The organism is Streptomyces sp. NPDC057616 (genome assembly GCF_042800575.1).
Lineage (GTDB): Bacteria > Actinomycetota > Actinomycetes > Streptomycetales > Streptomycetaceae > Streptomyces.
The window spans coordinates 26,718-45,691 of record NZ_JBHVGU010000040.1 but is presented as its reverse complement, the minus strand read 5'-3'; the positions used below and the strand labels follow the sequence as shown (position 1 = coordinate 45,691).

Sequence of the window (18,974 nt, the reverse complement as noted above, 5' to 3'; positions counted from 1 at the left end):
CGTGCTCCTCCTCCACCAGCGCCGACCGCTGCACGACCTGCCGGACAACCCGGAGGCGTACGACGCCGTCCTCGCCGACGTCGTCGAGCAGGCCCTGGCCCGGCTCACGCCGGAGGGCAACCTCGAACACCCCGACTGTGTCGACGACATCGGCGACACCTCGCTCGGACTCACGTCCCTGCTGGTGCTCGCCCGGGAACGCACCAAGGACCCGCGCCTGCCGGAGGCGGTGCGCCGCAGCCTCGGCTTCCATCTGCGCGAGCGCGTGTACACCGAGGACAATCCCGGCTATCCGAACCTCCGGATCGTCAACTCCGGGCTGCCGTACGCCCGTTACGTCCTGGAGGCGGGCGCGCACCCCATCGGCGACTGGCCGAGCACGGTGTGGGCGCTGCTCCAGGCGGTGAACATCCTCGACGCACCGCACGGCCTCGTCGACGCGGACCAGCGCGCCCGACTCCTCGACGTGGCCCGGGGGTACTGGCGCTGGTTGACCGAGGCCGCCTTCTTCAATCCCCAGGAGGCCGGCAACCAGGCCGTCGGCTGCGTCGTGGGCGGACTGATGCTGGCCCGCCATCTCCCGCAGGAGCAGGGCGAGTCGGTCCGTTCCCGGGCGCTCGCCCTCTACACCGGGAAGATCCGCGCCCACCGGGTGCGGGACCGGGGCGCCCTGCTGCCCCCGGAGCACCGCGGCGCGTACGACAACAACTACGGCCCGATCTCGCTCTCCTTCCTCGCCCAGGCCCACCGGGTCAGCGGCGAGGAGATGTTCGCCGAGGACGGCGACGTGCTCGCCCGCTACCTCGACGCCCGCCTCACGAACGGCGGCTTCGACAACGGCGGCCCCCGCTACAGCGAGCAGCACTCCGGCTTCGAATCGGTCCTGGGACTGCGCTACTTCGGTCACCGCATCGGCTCCGACCTCGGCCGCTACCGGGGCGACACCCGCTGGGGACGGCATGCGGTGAAGCCCGACGGCGGGGTCGACGGCCACTTCGCCTGGATGCTGGTCTGGCAGATCCAGGACGCCACACGCTGGCACCGCACCCCCTCGGCCGAGCCCGTACGCCACCAACTCCGGTCAGGCACCGTCTCGGTGGCCTTCGACGACCGTATGACCCCCTCCGTCGTCGAGGCCGCCGGAACCTACTTCCTGCCCGCGGCCGTGAACCGCCAGCACGGCTTCGGACCCGTGCTGGACGGGTTCGTGTTCTGCCGCCCCATGGGCGAGGTCCGCGTCCGCGACGTGCGCACCGAAGGACTGGCGGCGAAGCTGGTCACGAAGCCGGTCGTCGGCCGTGACCACGTCCTGCGGCACGTGCGCTCCCTCTACGTCACCGACGGCACGAGCCTGTGGACGACGGTCGCCGTGGAACGGCTGCCGGGGGAGCCCTACCTGCTCGCCGGCCTGCCGTACGCGGCCGACGACGGGGACCGGGTGCGCCGGACGGCCGAAGGCGTGGTGGCGTCGGCGGGCACCCTGCGGCTGACCCACCCCGCGGAACAGAGCGCGGAGCACTTCGACGCCCGTGCCGAACTCACCCAGGAACAGGCGGCGTTCGCGCTCGCCGCCGATCCACGCGGCTACGGCAATCCCGACGAGGGCTGGCGCCACCTGGTCAGCTCCACCGCCCTGGAGGCGGGCCCCGTCGCGGACGCGCCGGACGATCTGCACGTGTTCGCCGTGCGGTACGGCACGGAAGGGCCGCTCACGGTGTCCGTGGACCGGGCGGGGGAGCAACTGAACGTCCGCACCGCCCACTTCACCGCCGTCATCGGGGCCGCCGACACACGGGGCGAGCCGGAGCTGACGGTGCGCGCGGTCAATACGTGAGGGCCAGGTCGCCCATCGGCACCATCAGGTCCGCCCGGTCCCGGGCCGCGGCGACCAGCTCGGCGTTGCGCTGGTCGCTGCGCATCACCCACTCGACCGCCTCGTCGTGCCCCTTGCCGAACCGCTCGTGCCGGGCGATCAGCCGGCGCAGCCGCTCCTGCTCGTCCAGGTCGCAGAACCACACCTCGTCCAGCCGGCCGCGCACCCGCGGCCACACGCCCGACGTGAGCAGGAGGTAGTTCCCCTCCGTCACCACCAGCCGGGCCGACGGCGGCACCGGGACCGCTCCGGCGATCGGCTGCTCCAGAACCCGCTCGAAGCCGGGCGCGTACACCACGTCGCCGTACTCGTCCTCGCGCAGCCGCTGGAGCAGTGCCGCGTACCCGGCCGCGTCGAAGGTGTCGGGCGCGCCCTTGCGGTCCCGGAGGCCCAGCCGCTCCAGCTCGGCGTCGGCGAGGTGGAAGCCGTCCATCGGGACGTGCGCGACCCATGGCCGGCCGGTCCCGTTCAGCCCGCGCACGAGGTTCTCGGCGAGCGTGGACTTGCCCGCACCCGGGCTGCCGGCGATGCCGAGGACCCTGCGCCCTCCGTCGCGGGGCCAGGCGCGGGCACGGGCGAGGAGATCGTCGAAAGTCAGCGGCACAGGGCAGAGTGTGTCACCCGGCCGGTTGAGCGATGAACCACGGGGCGGCGGGGAGTCGTCCCTGTACAGGGGAGACGTCCCCGGCCTACGGGGGAGACGTCCCCGGCGAGGGAAGGAGCGGTGCCGTGCCCGACGACGCAGCGCAGATCCGCACACTGGTCGAGAAGTGGGCCGAGGCCGTCCACCGCGGCGACCTCGACGCGGTCCTCGCCGACCACGCCGAGGACATCGTGATGTACGACGTGCCGCCGCCGCACGAGGGCCTGCACGGCCTCGCCGCCTACCGCGCGACCTGGCCGCCGTTCTTCCAGTGGCAGGCCCAGGGAGCCTGCTTCGACATCGAGACCCTCGACGTCACCGCCGGCACCGACGTCGCCTATGCGCACGCCCTGCTGCGCTGCGGGACGCCCGAGGAACTCGCCGAACGCCCCACCCTGCGCCTGCGGCTGACCCTCGGTCTGCGCAAGGAGCGAAACCGCTGGCTGGTGGCCCACGAGCACCACTCGTTCCCGCACGACTGACCCGTGTGGCGGGCGTCACGATGTTGAACGACCGGCGCACGGGGAACCGGTCCGGTATGACGCAGCTCGGTCTCCCTGAATCCATCCAGGCGTGCCTCTTCGACCTCGACGGGGTCGTGACCAGGACGGCCGTCGTGCACGCGGCCGCCTGGAAGGAGACGTTCGACGCCTTCCTGCGTGAGCGCGACGGCGAGAACTTCCGGCCGTTCGACTCCGCCGCCGACTACGACGAGTACGTCGACGGCCGCCCCCGCGCGGACGGCGTCCGCACCTTCCTCGCCTCCCGCGGCATCGAGCTGCCCGAGGGCAAGCCCGACGACCCGCCGGACGCGGCGACCGTCAACGGCATCGGCAACCGCAAGAACGCCCTGGTCCTGGAGAAGATCCGCACCGACGGCGTCGAGGCGTACGACGGCACGCTGCGCTACATCGCGGCCGTACGGGACCAGGGGCTGCGCACCGCGATCGTCTCCTCCAGCGCCAACACCCGGGACGTGCTCCGCTCGATCGACGCGGAGGGGCTCTTCGACGTCCGGATCGACGGTGTGGTGGCCCACGAGCGGGGGCTGCCGGGCAAGCCGCACCCCGACACCTTCCTCGCGGCCGCACGGGACCTGGGCGTCGAACCGTCCCGGGCCGCCGTCTTCGAGGACGCCCTGGCGGGCATGGACGCGGGCCGCTCAGGACACTTCGGCTACGTCGTCGGCCTGGACCGGGTCGGCCAGACCGACGCGTTGTACTCGCACGGTGCCGACGTCGTCGTCAAGGACCTGGACGAGCTGGGGGACCGCTCGTGATCACCCACCGGTCGTACACCGTCGAGCCCTGGGCGGTGCGCGAGACCCGGCTCGACCTGGACGTCCTCGCGCAGAGCGAGTCGGTCTTCGCGCTCTCCAACGGCCACGTCGGCTGGCGCGGCAACCTCGACGAGGGCGAACCGCACGGCCTGCCCGGCTCCTACCTCAGCGGCGTCCACGAGCTGCACCCGCTGCCCTACGCGGAGGCCGGCTACGGCTACCCCGAGTCCGGCCAGACCGTCATCAACGTCACCAACGGCAAGGTCCTGCGCCTCCTCGTCGACGACGAGCCCTTCGACCTGCGCTACGGCCGCCTCGTCTCCCACGAGCGGGTGCTCGACCTGCGGCGGGGCGTGCTGGAGCGGACCTGTGAGTGGACCTCGCCCGCCGGGTCCACGGTCCGGGTGCGCTCCACGCGCATGGTCTCGCTCACCCAGCGGGCCATCGCCGCCATCGCCTACGAGGTCGAGGCCGTCGACAGCCGCTCTCGGGTGGTGATCCAGTCGGAACTGGTCGCCAACGAGAGCCTGCCCGGATCCGACGGCGACCCGCGCGCGGCCCAGGTGCTGAAATCACCGCTGGAGGCCGAGGAGGACGTCGCCGTCGGCCACCGGCTGCGCCTGGTGCACCGCACGCGGCAGAGCGGCCTGCGCGTGGCGGTGGCCGCCGACCACCGTGTCACCGGCCCCGACCGCACCACGACCAGCAGCGAGTGCAACGTGGACGTGGCCCGGCTGACGGTCACCTCGGTGCTGGAGCCCGGCGAGACGCTTCGCGTGGAGAAGATGGTCGCCCACGGCTGGTCCGCCGCCCGCTCCCGGCCCGCGATGAGCGACCAGGTCGAGGCGGCCCTGGCGGCGGCCGGGCACAGCGGCTGGCACGGCCTCCTGGAGGACCAGCGCGCCTATCTCGACGACTTCTGGGCGCGCGCGGACGTCGAGGTCGACGGCGACGAGGAGATCCAGCAGGCCGTCCGCTTCGCCCTCTTCCACGTCCTCCAGGCCGGCGCCCGCGCCGAGCGGCGAGCGATCCCCGCGAAGGGCCTGACCGGCTCCGGCTACGACGGCCACGCCTTCTGGGACACCGAGACGTTCGTGCTGCCCCTGCTCACCTACACCGCGCCGGAGGCCGTCTCCGAGGCGCTGCGCTGGCGGCACAGCACCCTGGACGCCGCCCGGGAGCGCGCGGCCCAACTCGGGCTGAGCGGCGCCGCGTTCCCCTGGCGCACCATCGAGGGCCAGGAGGGTTCGGCGTACTGGCCGGCCGGCACCGCGGCCTTCCACATCAACGCCGCCGTCGCCGACGCCGTCGTGCGCTACACGGCGGCCACCGGCGACACGCACTTCGAGCGCGAGGCGGGTATCGAGCTGCTGGTGGAGACGGCGCGGCTGTGGCGCTCGCTCGGCCATCACGACCACGCGGGCACCTTCCACATCGACGGCGTCACCGGCCCGGACGAGTACAGTGCGATCGCCGACGACAACACGTACACCAACCTCATGGCCCGCACGAACCTGCTGGCCGCGGCCGACGTCTGCGAACGCCACCCGGAGCAGGCGGCGCGCCTCGGTGTCGACGACGAGGAGAGCGCGGCCTGGCGGGACGCCGCCGAGGCGATGCACATCCCGTACAACGAGGAACTCGGCGTGCACGAGCAGCACGCCGGCTTCACCCGCTACCAGCGCTGGGACTTCGCGGGCACCGGCCCGGACCGCTACCCGCTGATGCTGCACTACCCGTACTTCGACCTGTACCGCAAGCAGGTGATCAAGCAGGCCGACCTGGTGCTGGCGATGTACACCTGCGGCAGCTACTTCGACGACGAGCACATCGCCCGCAACTTCGCCTACTACGAGGCGCTGACCGTCCGGGACTCCTCCCTGTCGGCGTGCGTCCAGGCCGTGATCGCCGCTCAGGCCGGCCATCTGCGCCTCGCCTACGACTACACGGCCGAGGCCGCGCTGATGGACCTGGCGGACCTGGAGCACAACACCCGCGACGGGCTGCACATCGCGTCGCTGGCCGGCACCTGGATGGCGCTGGTCGCGGGCTTCGGCGGACTGCGCCGCGACGGCGACTCGCTGTGCTTCGCGCCGCGCCTGCCGGAGAAGTTCAGCAGGCTCGCCTTCTCGTTGCAGGTCCTCGGCCGCCGGGTGCGCGTGGAGATCGGCCCGGACAAGGCCACCTACACCCTGCAGTCCGGGGAACCGCTGACGATCCGGCACCACGGCGACCCGCTCACGCTGCGCGGCGGCGACCCGGCGGTCCGCGCGGTGCCGCGGTCGACGTCCGGCCCGGCCCCCGCGCAGCCTCCGCACCGCACCCCCAACACCCGCTGACGCGAACGCCCCCGTCACCGGCGGGGGCGTTTCCCGCGGCCCCGCTTCAGGTAGGACTCCCGTTGTCGGTTCGACGCGGAGGGGGAGTGGCATGACGGCGAGCGACTCGGACGGCCGGCTGGGCGAGGAGTTCTTCACCCCGGGCACCGCGTCCTTCACGGAGTTCCTGGCGGCGCACCGCCCCGAACTGCTGCCCACCAACCGCCCCTTCCCCGACGGCGTGCGCGCGGAGGACGGCCGGTTCCCGCACGGCACCACCGTGCTGGCCCTCGCCTACCGGGACGGCGTGCTGATCGCCGGCGACCGCCGCGCCACGATGGGCAACCTCATCGCCCAGCGCGACCTGGAGAAGGTGCATCCCGCGGACGACCACACCGCCGTCGCCTTCGCCGGCTCCGTGGGCCTCGCCCTGGACATGGTGAAGCTGTACCAGGTCGAACTGAAGCACTTCGAGAAGATCGAGGGCATCCCCATGACCCTCAACGCCAAGGCACGGCGGCTGGCGGGCCTGATCCGGCGGAACCTCGGCCAGGCCATGCAGGGCCTCGCCGTCGTACCGCTCCTCATCGGCTACGACGTGGCGGCCCCGGCGGGGGAGCGCGGCCGCATCTTCAGCTTCGACGTCGTCGGCGGCCTCTACGAGAAGGCGGACTTCCACGCCGAGGGCTCCGGATCGCCGTACGCGCGGGGCGCGTTGAAGAAGCTCTTCCACAAGGGCATGGACCGGCGCGAGGCGGCACTGGCCGCCTTCCAGGCGCTCTACGACGCGGCCGACGACGACTCCGCGACCGGCGGCCCGGACCTCAACCGCCGTATCTTCCCGATCGTCTCCGTGATCACCGAGGACGGCTTCGAGCGGCTGTCCGAGCCGGAGACGGAGGAGCTGACCCGGGAGATGGTCGAGCAGCGCCGCAACAGCCCGGACGGGCCGACCGCGAGCCGTTGATCTTTTCTCACCTCACCCGCGTAACTTCAGTTCCTTGCGCCATTTCATGATCTGCTGCTGCGGATCTCCCGTGTACGACCAGGGAGTTCGCGTGGCACGGCGGCCCAGCATCCGCAGCAGAGGCGACGCGACGTCCGTGACACCGCCCAGACAGGCGGCGTGCGCCAGGTAGTTGAGGTCGCGCAGCTCGCCCGGTGCGATGCCGTTGTGCGTGCCGCCCATGATCCAGCGCTGCCACGTCCTGCGCAGGTCGCTGACCGCGCCGTCGTGGCTCCAGTGCTGCCCGAGGCCCACCGCGGAGCGGGTGCCGTGCGCCGCGTCGAGGGCGTAGCGGTACTCCTCCACCCGTGCGTACTGCACCAGCACCGGCAGGGCGCAGCCCGGTGGTGCCACACCGGCCGCGTCGCGGGCGAAGTCGTACATCAGGCCGTGCGTGCCGTGCCAGCGCGCCGAGTAGTAGTGCAGGACCTGGAGATGGCCCTCCACGCTGTACGGGTCGCGCTGGTGCAACTCGTCCCACCAGCGGGCCAGTTCCTGCCGCCGCACCCCCGCGGAGTACAGCCGCGCCACCGAGATCAGGGAGATCCACGGCGTCGGGTCGTCCAGGTAGGACTCCGCGGCCAGCAGACACGCCGTCACCGCCGTGTCGATGCGCTGCTGGTCGATCGGCACCCCACGGCCCGCGGCGATGGCCATGTTGAACGCGCGGGCCGTCTCGGTCGCCGCGCGCAGCACCAGCGCGTCGCCGCTGCGGGGTTCGGCCGCGAGCCACGACTCCACCGTCGAACTGCCCGCGCAGGCCTGGGCGAGCAGCCGGACGCGATGGCCGCGGGCGAGCCAGTTGGCCCCGGTGACCCGCAGCAGGTCGCGCAGTCCCTGCCAGCGTCCGATGACGATGTCGTGGCAGGCCTCGGTGAGGGCGGTGTCCCCGCAGTCCGGGTCGAAGTCGGGAGCGAATCTGTCGCGTGCCATCGGGGTCTCCCTCAGAAGTCGGTGGAGAGACCTTCGTGGACACGTGAGTTCGTCGTCCTGTCGTCGGGCACGTACTCGGTCGCGACGGTCCTGGTGGCGTCCAGCCGGGCGGGCCGGTAGTAGTCGCTGCCCTGTTTCCAGTACCAGAGCATCGGGACCAGGCCGACGGCCAGTCCGCCGATGCCGATGGCGATCGCCGCCGGGGCGAGCTCGCTCAGCGACTCGACGAAGATCCAGAACATGAACGCGGCGCCGAACAGCGGCCACAGCCCGCCGAGCAGGAAGTCGGCCGGGGACTTCAGCAGCATCTTGCGGTACGCGACGACCACCGCGAGTCCCGCGAGGCCGTAGTAGACGGCGATCTGGAGGCCGATCGCCGAGATCGCGTCGGAGAGGATCTCGCCCACCGAGCCGAGGGCGTTGGAGGCGATGAACATCGCCAGGGCCACCCCGCCGACCACCGTGATCGCCACCCACGGGGTGTTCCAGGTGCGGTGCACACGGCCCAGCGCGGAGGGCATCGTACGGTCGCGGCCCATGGCGAACAGGGAGCGCGTGACCTGGATGAGGGTGGTCTCCAGGGTGGCGATGGTCGACAGCATCACCGCCACGATCAGCAGCTTGCCGCCCCAGCCGGGCCAGATCTCCTCGCCGAGCGCGCCCAGCACGTTCGCGTCGTTCTCCTCGATCTGCCGCGAGCTGAGGATGACGTTCACCGCGATGGTGAACACCTCGAACAGCAGGAAGACGATGCCCACGCCGATCAGACCGGCGAGTCCGGTCGTACGGCGGCTGTTGCGGGTCTCCTCGCTGAGGTTGCTGGTGACGTCCCAGCCCCAGTAGTAGAAGGCGGCGACGAGGGCGCCCGAGGCGAAGCCCGCCACCCCGTGGAAGTGGCTGAAGCCGAGCCAGGACCAGTCGAAGGCGGCGGCGTTGCCGGTGTGGAACAGCGCGAGCACGGCGAACACGGCCAGGATGACGAGCTCGACGCCGGACATCAGGAGCTGGGCGCGTACGGTCAGGCGGGCGCCGCCGAGTACGACCAGCAGCATGAGGACGAACCAGGCGGCGCCGACGACCGTCGACAGCGCGGTGTCGTCGGCGAGGCCCTCGTCGAAGAGGGAGAGGGTCATCGCACCGGCCGGCAGCGAACCGGCCACCATGAAGATGGTCGCCGAGATCACCAGCGCCCAGCCGCTGATGAAGCCGAGAAAGGGATGGAGCGTACGCCCCACCCACGAGTAACTTGCGCCCGCGTTCACGTCGATCCGGCCGAGGTAGCTGAAGGCGAGCGCGATGCCCAGCATCGGTATCGCGCAGTACAGGAGCGCGGCCGGGCTGGCCATGCCCACCGCGCCGACGAGGACGGCCGTGGTGGCGGCGATGGAGTAGGCCGGCGCACTGCCGGCGACGGCCATCACCACGGTGTCGAACGTACCGAGGACATTGGCCTGCAGCCCTCTGCCCCTGATGTTGCTCATGTGCGCTGCTTTCCGTCTTGCACGACGTCAGGGACGACGGCGGCCCGGACGACGTATGGGAGTGGGGGGTTGAACTCGCCCCGGGCGCACGAGGGTTGGCCTCGCGCCAGGGGCGGAGAACGGCATGGTGGAACCCGCACGACCGGTGCGTTGCCGGGCAGTAACAGCGTGTGTGCGAGTGATGATAGCCCTCCACTCAGCGCATACAAGATTGACCAGGGGGTAATCTCCCGGGCCGCCCGGGAGGGTCCGGGGTTGGATCGCGCGCAACGGGAAACGCGGACCGGGACGCGGTCGAAGCACGCGTCGACCGAGCGCGCGAAGGAGACAGTCATGGGCAGCGAGGACACCAGCCCGGAACCGATGGCCGACGACGTCTACCAGCCCACCGGCAGCAACGAGGAGCAGGCGGACGCGGCGCCGCTCGACCTGGAGGACGCCCTCGGCGAGCGCGACTACGACGACATCCTCGACGAGGGCTACTCGCCGCCGGAGAAGCCGCTCGGTGTCACCAGGTACGGCATCACCGCCGCCGAACAGCACGACGGCGAGAGCCTCGACGCCCGGCTCGCGGAGGAGGTCCCGGACGTGGCACCACCGCCCGGCGACGAGATCGGCGACCTGCCCCGGGGCGAGGGCGAACCCGTCGACCCCGAGGCGGGCGCGGACCGAGCGGGCCGCCTCGTCGCCCCGGACGAGGGCGCCCACGCCGACACCACGAAGGAGGCCGTCGCCTCCGACGTGGGGATCGACGCCGGGGCCGCGGGCGCGGAGGAGGCGGCCGTCCATGTCGTCGAGGACGACACGGAGTTGCCCGACCCCGAGCCGGACCGCTGACCCGGGCGCCGGGCCGGGACGTCTCATCCCGACGTCAGTCCCCGATGTGGTCGATCTGCCGGAGCTTGTTGGTGGCGTCCAGCGCGGCGACCTTGTAGGACTCCGCCAGCGTCGGGTAGTTGAAGACCGCGTCGACGAGATAGTCGACCGTGCCGCCGCAGCCCATCACGGTCTGCCCGATGTGGATCAGCTCGGTGGCGCCCGAGCCGAAGCAGTGCACGCCGAGCAGCCTGCGGTCCTCGGGGGAGACCAGCAGCTTCAGCATGCCGTGCGAGTCACCCACGATCTGGCCGCGCGCGAGTTCGCGGTAGCGGGAGATGCCCACCTCGAACGGCACGCTGTCCTCGGTGAGCTGATCCTCGGTGCGGCCGACGAAGCTGATCTCCGGGATGGTGTAGATGCCGATGGGCTGCAGGTCCTGCATCCGGCCGACCGGCTCGCCGCAGGCGTGGTACGCCGCCGTACGGCCCTGCTCCATCGACGTCGCCGCCAGCGCGGGGAAGCCGATCACGTCACCGACCGCGTAGATGTGCGGCACCTCGGTGCGGTAGTGCTCGTCGACGGTGATCCGGCCGCGCTTGTCGGCGGTCAACCCGGCCTTCTCCAGGTCGAGTTCGTCGGTCAGGCCCTGCCGGCCCGCCGAGTACATCACCGCGTCGGCCGGTATCTTCTTGCCGCTCTCCAGGACGGTGAGCGTGCCGCGCGCATGCCGCTCCACCGCGGCCACCGTCTCGCCGAAGCGGAAGGTCACGGCGAGGTCCCGCAGGTGGTACTTGAGCGACTCGATGATCTCGACGTCACACATGTCGAGCATCCCGGCGCGCCGCTCGACCACCGTCACCTTGCTGCCCAGCGCGGCGAACATGGAGGCGTACTCCATGCCGATCACCCCGGCGCCGACGATCACCATGGAGCGCGGGACGCGTTCGAGGGCGAGGACGTTGTCGGAGTCCATGATCGTCCGGCCGTCGAACTCGACGCTGTCGGGCCGTGCCGGGCGGGTGCCGGTGGCGATGACGACCTTCTCGGCGCTCAGCATCCGCTCGTTGCCGGTGACCTCGCGCAGCGCGACCGTGTGGGGGTCCACGAAGCGGCCGGTGCCGGCGAAGAGGGAGACGTGGTTGCGGGAGAGCTGGCTGCGGATGACGTCGACCTCGCGGCCGACCACGTGCTGGGTGCGCGCGGTCAGGTCGGCGACGGTGATGTCCTCCTTCAGCCGGTAGCTCTGCCCGTAGAGATCGCGCTGGGTGAGTCCGGTCAGGTACAGCACCGCCTCGCGCAAGGTTTTCGAGGGGATGGTTCCGGTATGGATGGAGACCCCGCCGACCATGTCGGGGCGGTCGACGACGGCGACCCGGCGGCCGAGTTTGGCCGCGGCGATGGCGGCCTTCTGGCCACCCGGGCCGGATCCGATCACAAGTATGTCGAAGTCGGGCACCTGCGGAGTCTGTCAGCCCGAGGGCCCGTCCCGGAAGGGTGAACGGGCAACGGCCGGGCAATGATGGCCCTCTTCCTTGATCGAACTCCCCTCGGCGGGGCAGGAGTTGCGCCCGCCGGCCGAGAAGGTGCCGCCGCGGCCGCCCGGCGCGATAATGCGGCCATGGGCCATCGACTCGCCGACACGAGCGCCCCCGCCCGGCTGGCCGCCCCCGACGAGGGCATCGGCCAGGACGAACTGGCGCTGGCCACCCGCAACCACGGCATCCCGCTCGAGGCGCTGCGCTACGACGTCACCCCGCCGGGACTGCACTACGTACTGACGCACTACGACATGCCGTACGTCCCCGAGGACGCGCCCTGGACGCTGAGTGTCGGGGGCCGGGTCCGCCGCCCGCTGCACCTGGACCTGGCCGGGCTGCGGTCGTATCCCCAGGTGACCACCCGCGTGACCCTGGAGTGCGCGGGCAACGGCCGGGCCCTGCTCACGCCCCGCCCGGTGAGCCAGCCCTGGCTGGTCGAGGCCGTCGGCACCGCGGAGTGGACCGGCGTCCCGCTGCGGCTGCTGCTCGCCGAGGCCGGCGTGGAGGCGGACGCCGTCGACGTCGTCTTCACCGGCGCCGACCACGGCGTGGAACGCGGCGTCGAACAGGACTATCAGCGCGCCCTGCCGGTGGACGTGGCGACGGGCACCGAGCCCGAGGTGCTGGTGGCGTACGCGATGAACGGCGCGCCGCTGCCGCCGCAGCACGGCCACCCGCTGCGGCTGGTCGTGCCCGGCTGGTACGGCATGGCCCATGTGAAGTGGCTGCGCGAAGTCGCCGTCAGCGACGAGCAGTTCACGGGATTCCAGCAGACCGTGGCCTACCGGCTGCGGCAGGACCCCGGCGACGAGGGCGAGCCGGTCACCCGGATCGCGCCGCGCGCCCTCGTGGTCCCGCCCGGATTCCCGGACTTCATGTCGCGGGCCCGGGTGGTGCGGCCCGGACCGGTACCGCTGGAGGGGCGGGCCTGGTCGGGGCGGGCGCCCGTGACCCGGGTCGAGGTGAGCACGGACGCGGGACGCAGCTGGCACGAGGCCGAGCTCGCGCCCGACGGCGGGCGGCGCTGGGCGTGGCGCCACTGGCGTTTCGCGTGGACGGCGGTCCCCGGCGAGCATGTGCTGAGCGCACGGGCCACCGACACCGAAGGCCACACCCAGCCGCTGGACCAGCACTGGAATCGCGGCGGCTTCGCCAACAACCTCGTCCAGCGGGTGCCCGTGCTGTGCCTGGAGCCCGGCGGAACGGACTGAACCGGCGCCGGGCTCCAGGGGGAGACGCGGAGGCTAGGGCAGGGTCTTTTCGAGGGCGGCGGGGCCTTCGGCGTCCAGCTTGCGCCTGGCCCACTCGAGATTGCGCGGGTTGATGTCCCTGCCGGTGGCAAGGACGAGGTCCTCCGGCGACACATCGGTGCCGGTACGGGTGTGGAGCAGGTCGTCCGGGGTGGCGCGGTCCTCGGACGGCCCGGACGCGTCGGGCTCTGGCGTCGGCATCATCTCTGCTCCTCGGGTCCGGAACGCTACTGCTAACACCATTCAACGCCCGGGCGCCGTGTGCATCCGGAATGGGCGTGCCCGGCCCGAGATGCCGCGGTGTACAGGCGGGCGTCTAATGAGAAACAACGACTCTGCGACCAGGAACGACCCCTCCCGACCGGCAGAAAGACCAAGGCCATGGCACGGAGCGGCAACGAGGCGTCAGGAGCGGGCACCGCCCCCCGGGGGGCGCTGCGAGGGCTCGGGGAATGGTGTGCACGTCACTTCGTGATCGTCATCATCGCCTGGCTGGTCGCCCTCGTGGCGCTCCAGTTCCTCAACAGGTCCTTCGGCGGTGACTACTCCGACAACTTCTCCCTGCCGGGCGTGCAGTCCCAGCAGGGCCTGGACGTGCTGAAGAAGCACGACCCCGCGGCCGGCGGCTACAGCAGCCAGATCGTGCTGCACGACGGGCAGAAATCCCTGACGGCGCTCAGCTCGCAGATCTCCACCACGGTCGGCGACCTGCAGAAACTGCCGCACGTCCTGTCGGCCCAGAACCCGCTGTCGACGCCCGCCTCGAAGGTCGGCCCTCTCTCCTCCGACGGCAAGACGGCGTACATCACCGTCCGCTTCAACGTCCAGCCCTCGACCCTCGGCGACAGCTACCTGAACGGCGTCGACACCGCCGTGCAGCCGCTGCGTTCGGCCGGTGCCCAGGTCGAGTACGGCGGACCGCTCGGCGAGCTGGCCCGGCCCGCCGCCGACGACCGCGTGAGCGAAGCCATCGGCTTCGGCGTCGCCATCGTCGTCCTGCTGATCGGATTCGGCAGCGTCATCGCGGCGGGGCTGCCCCTGCTGACGGCGCTCGTCGGCGCGGTCGGCGGACTCGCGATCCTCGGCCTGTTCGCCGCCGCCTTCACCTTCGCGACCGTCTCGCCGACCCTGGCCACGATGATCGGCCTCGGCGTGGGCATCGACTACGCGCTGTTCCTGATCACCCGGCACCGGCAGAACATCATGAACGGCGCCGATCCGGTCCACTCCGCGGGCCACGCCACCGCCACCAGCGGGCGGGCGGTCCTCGTCTCCGGCACCACCGTGATCATCGCGCTGGCGGGCCTGTACGCCTCCGGCGTCACCTTCATCGGCAAACTCGGCCTCGCCGCCGCCGTGACCGTCGTCTCGGCGGTGCTCGCGGCACTGACCCTGGTCCCGGCCCTGCTCGGGCTGATCGGCCGGCACATCGACCGCCTGCACGTGCGCAGGCCCGTCGCGGAGACCGACGCCGAGCCGGGCTCGGCACCGACGGGCACCTGGCACCGCTACGCCCAGCGCGTGGAGCGCAGGCCCTGGCAGTTCCTGGCGGCGGGCGTCACGGTCGTCGTCGTCCTCGCGATCCCGCTGTTCTCCATCCAGCTCGGGCACATCGGCGACGGCGCGGACCCCACGTCCTTCACCGACCGGCGGGCCTACGACCTGATGACCGACGCCTTCGGGCCCGGCTCCAACGGCCCGCTGACCGTCGTCATCGACCAGACCAAGGTGCCGTCCTCCCAGCGCTCCGACCTCTCCTCCACGGCGCAGAAGACCCTCAACGACGTCGCCGGCGCCTCGACCGTCACCCCGCTGACGCCCACCCAGGACGGCGACGTACTCATCAGCACGGTCTACTCGTCGCAGTCCCCGCAGAGCGCCACCACCACGAACCTGGTCAACCACCTGGTCCACACCACGCTCCCGGACGCGGTCTCCGGCACGGACGCCAAGGGCTACGTCACCGGCACCACGGCCGCCCAGGTGGACTTCCGCGACATCGTGGCGAGCCGGCTGCCACTGATCATCGGCGTCGTGGTCGGGCTGGCCTTCCTGATCATCCTTGCCGTCTTCCGCGGCCTGCTCGTCGCGGTCAAGGCCGCCGTCCTGAACGTCCTGTCGATCGGCGCCTCGTACGGCGTCGTCGTGGCCGTCTTCCAGTGGGGCTGGGGCGGGCCCGCGCTGGGCGTCAACGGCAAGGTGCCCATCGAGAGCTATGTGCCGATGATGATGTTCGCCATCATCTTCGGGCTGAGCATGGACTACGAGATCTTCCTGCTGTCCCGGGTGCACGAGGCGTGGCTGCGCACCGGGGACGCCAAGGCATCGGTGGCCCATGCCCTGGAGATCACGGCCCGGGTGATCACCTGCGCCGCGCTGATCATGGTGAGCGTCTTCGCGGCGTTCATCGTCAGCGACAACGTCGTGGTCAAGATGCTCGGCCTGGGCCTGGCGGTGAGCGTGCTGATCGACGCGACCGTGGTCAGGCTGCTGATGGTCCCGGCCGTGATGACGCTGCTGGGGTCGCACGCCTGGTGGACGCCGCGCTGGCTCGACCGGATCCTGCCGCACATCGACGCCGAGGGCGACCAGGAGGAGGCCGTCACACAGAAGGACGCCGGCGGCCGTCCCGTGACCCGGGCGTGAGGACGAGCATGGTCACGTCGTCGACGACGGCGGGGCAGTACGCCACGAGATCCGTCCAGACGCGTTCGGCGAGCACCGCCGGGTCGGTGTCGGCCAGGTCCGCCAGGCGCGCGGGCAGCGGGTAGAACGTGCCGGCCTCGTCCCTCGCCTCGCTGACCCCGTCCGAGGCCAGGAACAGACTGTGGCCGGGCTCCAGCCGCAGTGTCAGCCCGGTGGGCGAGCCGCCGTCGGACAGGCCGAGCCCCAGCGGCGTCCACGCGGTGAGCTCGACCTCGGTCGCCTCCCGGCCGCGCAGCAGGAGGGGCGCCGGATGCCCGCAGGAGACCAGCCGCACCTCGCGCGCGTCCCGGGAGAACTCCAGCAGCACGGCGGTCGCGAACAGTTCGGCGTAGCGCGCGGACGCCGAGTCCGTCACCAGCCTGCGGTCGAGGCGGGCGGCGACCGACTCCAGGTCCGGCTGGTCGAGCACCGCCTCCCGGAAGGCCCCCAGCAGCGAGGCCACCGTGGAGATCGCCGACAGCCCGTGGCCCTGGACGTCGCCGAGCACGGCCCGCACGCCGTACGGGCCCTCGCGCACGTCGAAGAAGTCGCCGCCCACCAGCGTCCCGCGCTGCGCGGCCCGGTACAGCCCGGCGCAGCGGACCGCCCCGACGCGTTCCGGCAGGGGCGGCACGACCGCGCGCTGCGCGGCCTCGGCGACCGTGCGCTCCAGGTCCAGCTGGGCGTCGCGGTGACTGCGCACGTACGACACGAACACGCTCAGCACCGCCACGAAGACGATGGTCAACAGGTCGGTGTTGCCGGGGTCGTTGAGCTGGAAGGCCGGCACGTTGAGCACGGCCACCACGGCGGCGCCGAGCAGCGCGGTCGACCAGGGACCGTACGACAGGACGGCCAGCGGCGGGATCGCTCCCAGCAGGAAACCGATGTCGAGCGGATTGGGACTGATCAGCGCCGCCGTGCACACGCCCGCGATCAGCACCACGGGCAGCGCCTTCACCCACCAGGGCGGCGGCGCGCCCCGTAGCCAGCCGCGCCGGGTGCGGTCCCCGCGCGCTGACAGATCGGCCCACTTTCCCACACCACCACGCTCCTACGGCGGGGCGGGGACCGCATGCCGGGCCGGGCGACGCGGGGTCCCGGCGCGTCAGGCGGTGTGGCCGTCCAGCAAGGTCTCCGCCTCCGCAAGGATCTCCGTGACCCGCAGTCCGAAGGCCGCGTCGCACGGGTGCGGGGTGCCGGTGCCGGCGGCGGTCAGGAGCGCGTCGGCGGCGTGCACCAGGGCGGTGACCGCACCCTCGGAACCGGCGGGGAGTTCGGCCACGCCGTTCTCGCCGCGCAGTTCGACGGCGGTGCCCGCCGCCGCGGCGGGAGCCGACAGGCTGAGGGTCAGGCTGCTCGACGCACCGCCCGCGTGGTCGACGACGAGATGGACGGTGTCGCCGGGGCCGGGCGCGGCGGCCATGACCCGGCGCGCGTCCCCGAGGACGGGCAGCAGCACCGACAGCGCGTGGGGACCCACGTCCCACAGCGCACCCTTCTCCCGCCGCCACGGCGAGGCGGCGAACGGGCTGTCGCTGTCGCTGCCGTACAGCGACCCGAGCCACTGCGCCCGCGCGGTGAACCAGCCGCCCGCTTCGGCCTGCTCGGCGATCCACGCCTCGGTCTCCGTCACGAAGCGGCTGGTGAAGAAGACGACCGAGGCGACCTCGGCCTCCCGCACGGCCTCCACCACCGCCCGCCCCTGCGCCACCGTCGTGGCGAGCGGCTTGTCCAGCAGCAGATGACACCCGGCCTGCGCCGCCCGTACCGCGAGGTCCGCCTGAACGGCGGGAGGCAGGGCCACGGCGACCGCGTCCACGTCGGCGAGGAGCGCGTCGACGTCGTCGTAGGCGCGCGTGCCGTGCCGCTTCGCCAGCTCCTCGGCCGCCTCCGGACGGCGGCCCCACACCCCCGCGAAATCCAGACCCGTGTGCTCGCCGAGCGCGGGGGCGTGAGCCATCTCCGCCCAGGGACCGGTGCCGAGCAGTCCGATGCGCATGCCGCCGCCTCTCCAGTGCGCCGCCCGTCCTGGCGGCTGATCGTGAGCGAGCCTCGCACACCGACCGGCGCACCGCGCAAGCCGGTTGAGAGTGCGGTGCGATTCAGTGGCCGGGCTGCTGAATGCGTTCTCTTTCCTCTATTGGACCTCCGGCCCACCGGGGGTTCAGGCTGGAACGCGGTCCGGCACCGCCGTACGACCCGTGCGGTGGGCCGAACATGATTCGCTCCCGCGACAGCGGAAAGAGGTCACGAGCCCATGCACACCCGCCGCATCGGTGACGTCGAAGTCAGTGCGATCGGACTGGGCGGAATGCCCATGTCGATCGAGGGACGCCCGGACGAGGCGCGCTCCCTCGCCACGATCCACGCCGCACTCGACGCCGGCGTGACGCTGATCGACACCGCGGACGCCTACCACCGCGACGCCCACGAGGTCGGCCACAACGAGACGCTGATCGCCAAGGCCCTCGCCTCCCACGACCGGGGCAAGGACGTCCTGGTCGCCACCAAGGGCGGCCATCTGCGTCCCGGTGACGGGAGCTGGACCCTCGACGGCAGCCCCGCGTACCTGAAGGAGGCCTGCGAGGCGTCCCTGCGCCGGCTGGGCGTGGAGGCCATCGGGCTCTACCAGTTCCACCGCCCCGACCCGAAGGTGCCCTACGCCGAGTCCGTCGGCGCGATCCGGGACCTGCTGGACGAGGGCAAGATCCGGATGGCCGGCATCTCCAACGCGAGCCCCGAGCGGATCAAGGAGGCGAACGAGATCCTCGGCGGACGCCTGGTCTCCGTGCAGAACCAGTTCTCCCCGGCCTTCCGCTCCAGCGAGGCGGAGCTCGACCTGTGCGACGAACTCGGCATCGCCTTCCTGCCCTGGAGCCCGCTCGGCGGCATCTCCCGGGCCCGTGAACTCGGCTCCGCCTACGCGCCGTTCGCGCGGATCGCCGAGGCCCACGGGGTGAGCCCGCAGCGAGTGTGCCTGGCCTGGATGCTCGCCAAGTCGCCGGTGGTCGTGCCCATTCCGGGCGCCAGCCGCCCGGAGACGATCCTCGACTCCCTCGCCGCGGCCGAACTCGCCCTCTCCGCCGAGGAGATCGCGCAGCTCGACGCCGTCTGACCCGGACCACGGTCACCACGGAGGACCCCGC

16 protein-coding genes are annotated in these 18,974 nt (G+C 72.0%); 9 read left to right on the top strand and 7 right to left on the bottom strand.

Annotation, left to right across the window (positions count from 1 at the left end; translation table 11 throughout):
- The first annotated feature begins 1 nt into the window (after position 1).
- Complete coding sequence (locus ACFU97_RS37185; RefSeq protein WP_384265272.1) at positions 2-1,834, top strand: hypothetical protein; 1,833 nt, start codon at positions 2-4, stop codon at positions 1,832-1,834.
- Here ACFU97_RS37185 and ACFU97_RS37180 read toward each other — a convergent pair.
- Positions 1,824-2,477: a nucleoside/nucleotide kinase family protein gene (locus ACFU97_RS37180; protein WP_384265270.1), complete on the bottom strand. Its 654-nt coding sequence runs from the start codon at positions 2,475-2,477 to the stop codon at positions 1,824-1,826. The two genes, ACFU97_RS37185 and ACFU97_RS37180, sit on opposite strands and share 11 nt — an antisense overlap.
- 125 nt (positions 2,478-2,602) lie before the next feature.
- On the opposite strand from ACFU97_RS37180, the gene ACFU97_RS37175 reads away from it, so the two are divergent.
- The 4 genes from ACFU97_RS37175 (at position 2,603) to prcB (ending at position 7,080) form a co-directional block, all read left to right on the top strand.
- Positions 2,603-2,998, top strand: a complete 396-nt coding sequence (locus ACFU97_RS37175) for a YybH family protein (RefSeq protein ID WP_384265268.1) — start codon at positions 2,603-2,605, stop codon at positions 2,996-2,998.
- 56 nt (positions 2,999-3,054) lie between these two features.
- Positions 3,055-3,795 carry an HAD family hydrolase gene (locus ACFU97_RS37170; RefSeq protein ID WP_384265267.1) on the top strand — a complete coding sequence of 247 codons (741 nt, stop codon included), beginning with the start codon at positions 3,055-3,057 and terminating at the stop codon, positions 3,793-3,795.
- Positions 3,792-6,134 (top strand): glycoside hydrolase family 65 protein, encoded by a 2,343-nt coding sequence (locus ACFU97_RS37165; protein WP_384265266.1) that lies wholly within the window; start codon positions 3,792-3,794, stop codon positions 6,132-6,134. Before ACFU97_RS37170 ends, ACFU97_RS37165 begins: the two co-directional genes overlap by 4 nt.
- Before the next feature lie 91 nt (positions 6,135-6,225).
- On the top strand, positions 6,226-7,080 hold the full coding sequence (gene prcB / locus ACFU97_RS37160; protein WP_384265264.1) for a proteasome subunit beta: 855 nt from the start codon (positions 6,226-6,228) through the stop codon (positions 7,078-7,080).
- A 12-nt stretch (positions 7,081-7,092) separates the two neighbouring features.
- Here prcB and ACFU97_RS37155 read toward each other — a convergent pair whose 3' ends face one another.
- Both ACFU97_RS37155 and ACFU97_RS37150 read right to left on the bottom strand, forming a co-directional pair.
- Positions 7,093-8,052, bottom strand: a complete 960-nt coding sequence (locus tag ACFU97_RS37155) for a hypothetical protein (protein WP_384265262.1) — start codon at positions 8,050-8,052, stop codon at positions 7,093-7,095.
- Positions 8,053-8,063: 11 nt separating this feature from the next.
- Positions 8,064-9,533, bottom strand: coding sequence for an APC family permease (locus tag ACFU97_RS37150; RefSeq protein ID WP_384265261.1), 1,470 nt, complete (start codon positions 9,531-9,533; stop codon positions 8,064-8,066).
- 333 nt (positions 9,534-9,866) lie between these two features.
- On the opposite strand from ACFU97_RS37150, the gene ACFU97_RS37145 reads away from it, so the two are divergent.
- Positions 9,867-10,370: a DUF5709 domain-containing protein gene (locus tag ACFU97_RS37145; RefSeq protein ID WP_384265260.1), complete on the top strand. Its 504-nt coding sequence runs from the start codon at positions 9,867-9,869 to the stop codon at positions 10,368-10,370.
- Positions 10,371-10,404: 34 nt separating this feature from the next.
- Here the strand turns inward: ACFU97_RS37145 and sthA are convergent, their stop codons facing one another.
- Positions 10,405-11,808, bottom strand: a complete 1,404-nt coding sequence (gene sthA / locus ACFU97_RS37140; RefSeq protein ID WP_384265258.1) for a Si-specific NAD(P)(+) transhydrogenase — start codon at positions 11,806-11,808, stop codon at positions 10,405-10,407.
- Between the two features lie 162 nt (positions 11,809-11,970).
- Here sthA and ACFU97_RS37135 point away from each other — a divergent pair, with 162 nt between their 5' ends.
- Positions 11,971-13,101: a sulfite oxidase gene (locus tag ACFU97_RS37135; RefSeq protein ID WP_384265257.1), complete on the top strand. Its 1,131-nt coding sequence runs from the start codon at positions 11,971-11,973 to the stop codon at positions 13,099-13,101.
- A 33-nt stretch (positions 13,102-13,134) separates the two neighbouring features.
- Here ACFU97_RS37135 and ACFU97_RS37130 read toward each other — a convergent pair whose 3' ends face one another.
- Positions 13,135-13,341 (bottom strand): hypothetical protein, encoded by a 207-nt coding sequence (locus ACFU97_RS37130; RefSeq protein ID WP_384265351.1) that lies wholly within the window; start codon positions 13,339-13,341, stop codon positions 13,135-13,137.
- A gap of 180 nt (positions 13,342-13,521) precedes the next feature.
- Between ACFU97_RS37130 and ACFU97_RS37125 the strand changes: the two genes are divergently transcribed.
- On the top strand, positions 13,522-15,786 hold the full coding sequence (locus ACFU97_RS37125; protein ID WP_384265255.1) for an MMPL family transporter: 2,265 nt from the start codon (positions 13,522-13,524) through the stop codon (positions 15,784-15,786).
- Here the strand turns inward: ACFU97_RS37125 and ACFU97_RS37120 are convergent.
- Positions 15,743-16,867: a PP2C family protein-serine/threonine phosphatase gene (locus ACFU97_RS37120; RefSeq protein ID WP_384265254.1), complete on the bottom strand. Its 1,125-nt coding sequence runs from the start codon at positions 16,865-16,867 to the stop codon at positions 15,743-15,745. The two genes, ACFU97_RS37125 and ACFU97_RS37120, sit on opposite strands and share 44 nt — an antisense overlap.
- 66 nt (positions 16,868-16,933) lie before the next feature.
- Positions 16,934-17,827 carry a Gfo/Idh/MocA family protein gene (locus ACFU97_RS37115; RefSeq protein ID WP_384265252.1) on the bottom strand — a complete coding sequence of 298 codons (894 nt, stop codon included), beginning with the start codon at positions 17,825-17,827 and terminating at the stop codon, positions 16,934-16,936.
- 258 nt (positions 17,828-18,085) lie between these two features.
- On the opposite strand from ACFU97_RS37115, the gene ACFU97_RS37110 reads away from it, so the two are divergent.
- Positions 18,086-18,943 carry an aldo/keto reductase gene (locus tag ACFU97_RS37110; protein ID WP_384265251.1) on the top strand — a complete coding sequence of 286 codons (858 nt, stop codon included), beginning with the start codon at positions 18,086-18,088 and terminating at the stop codon, positions 18,941-18,943.
- The last annotated feature ends 31 nt before the right edge of the window (positions 18,944-18,974 follow it).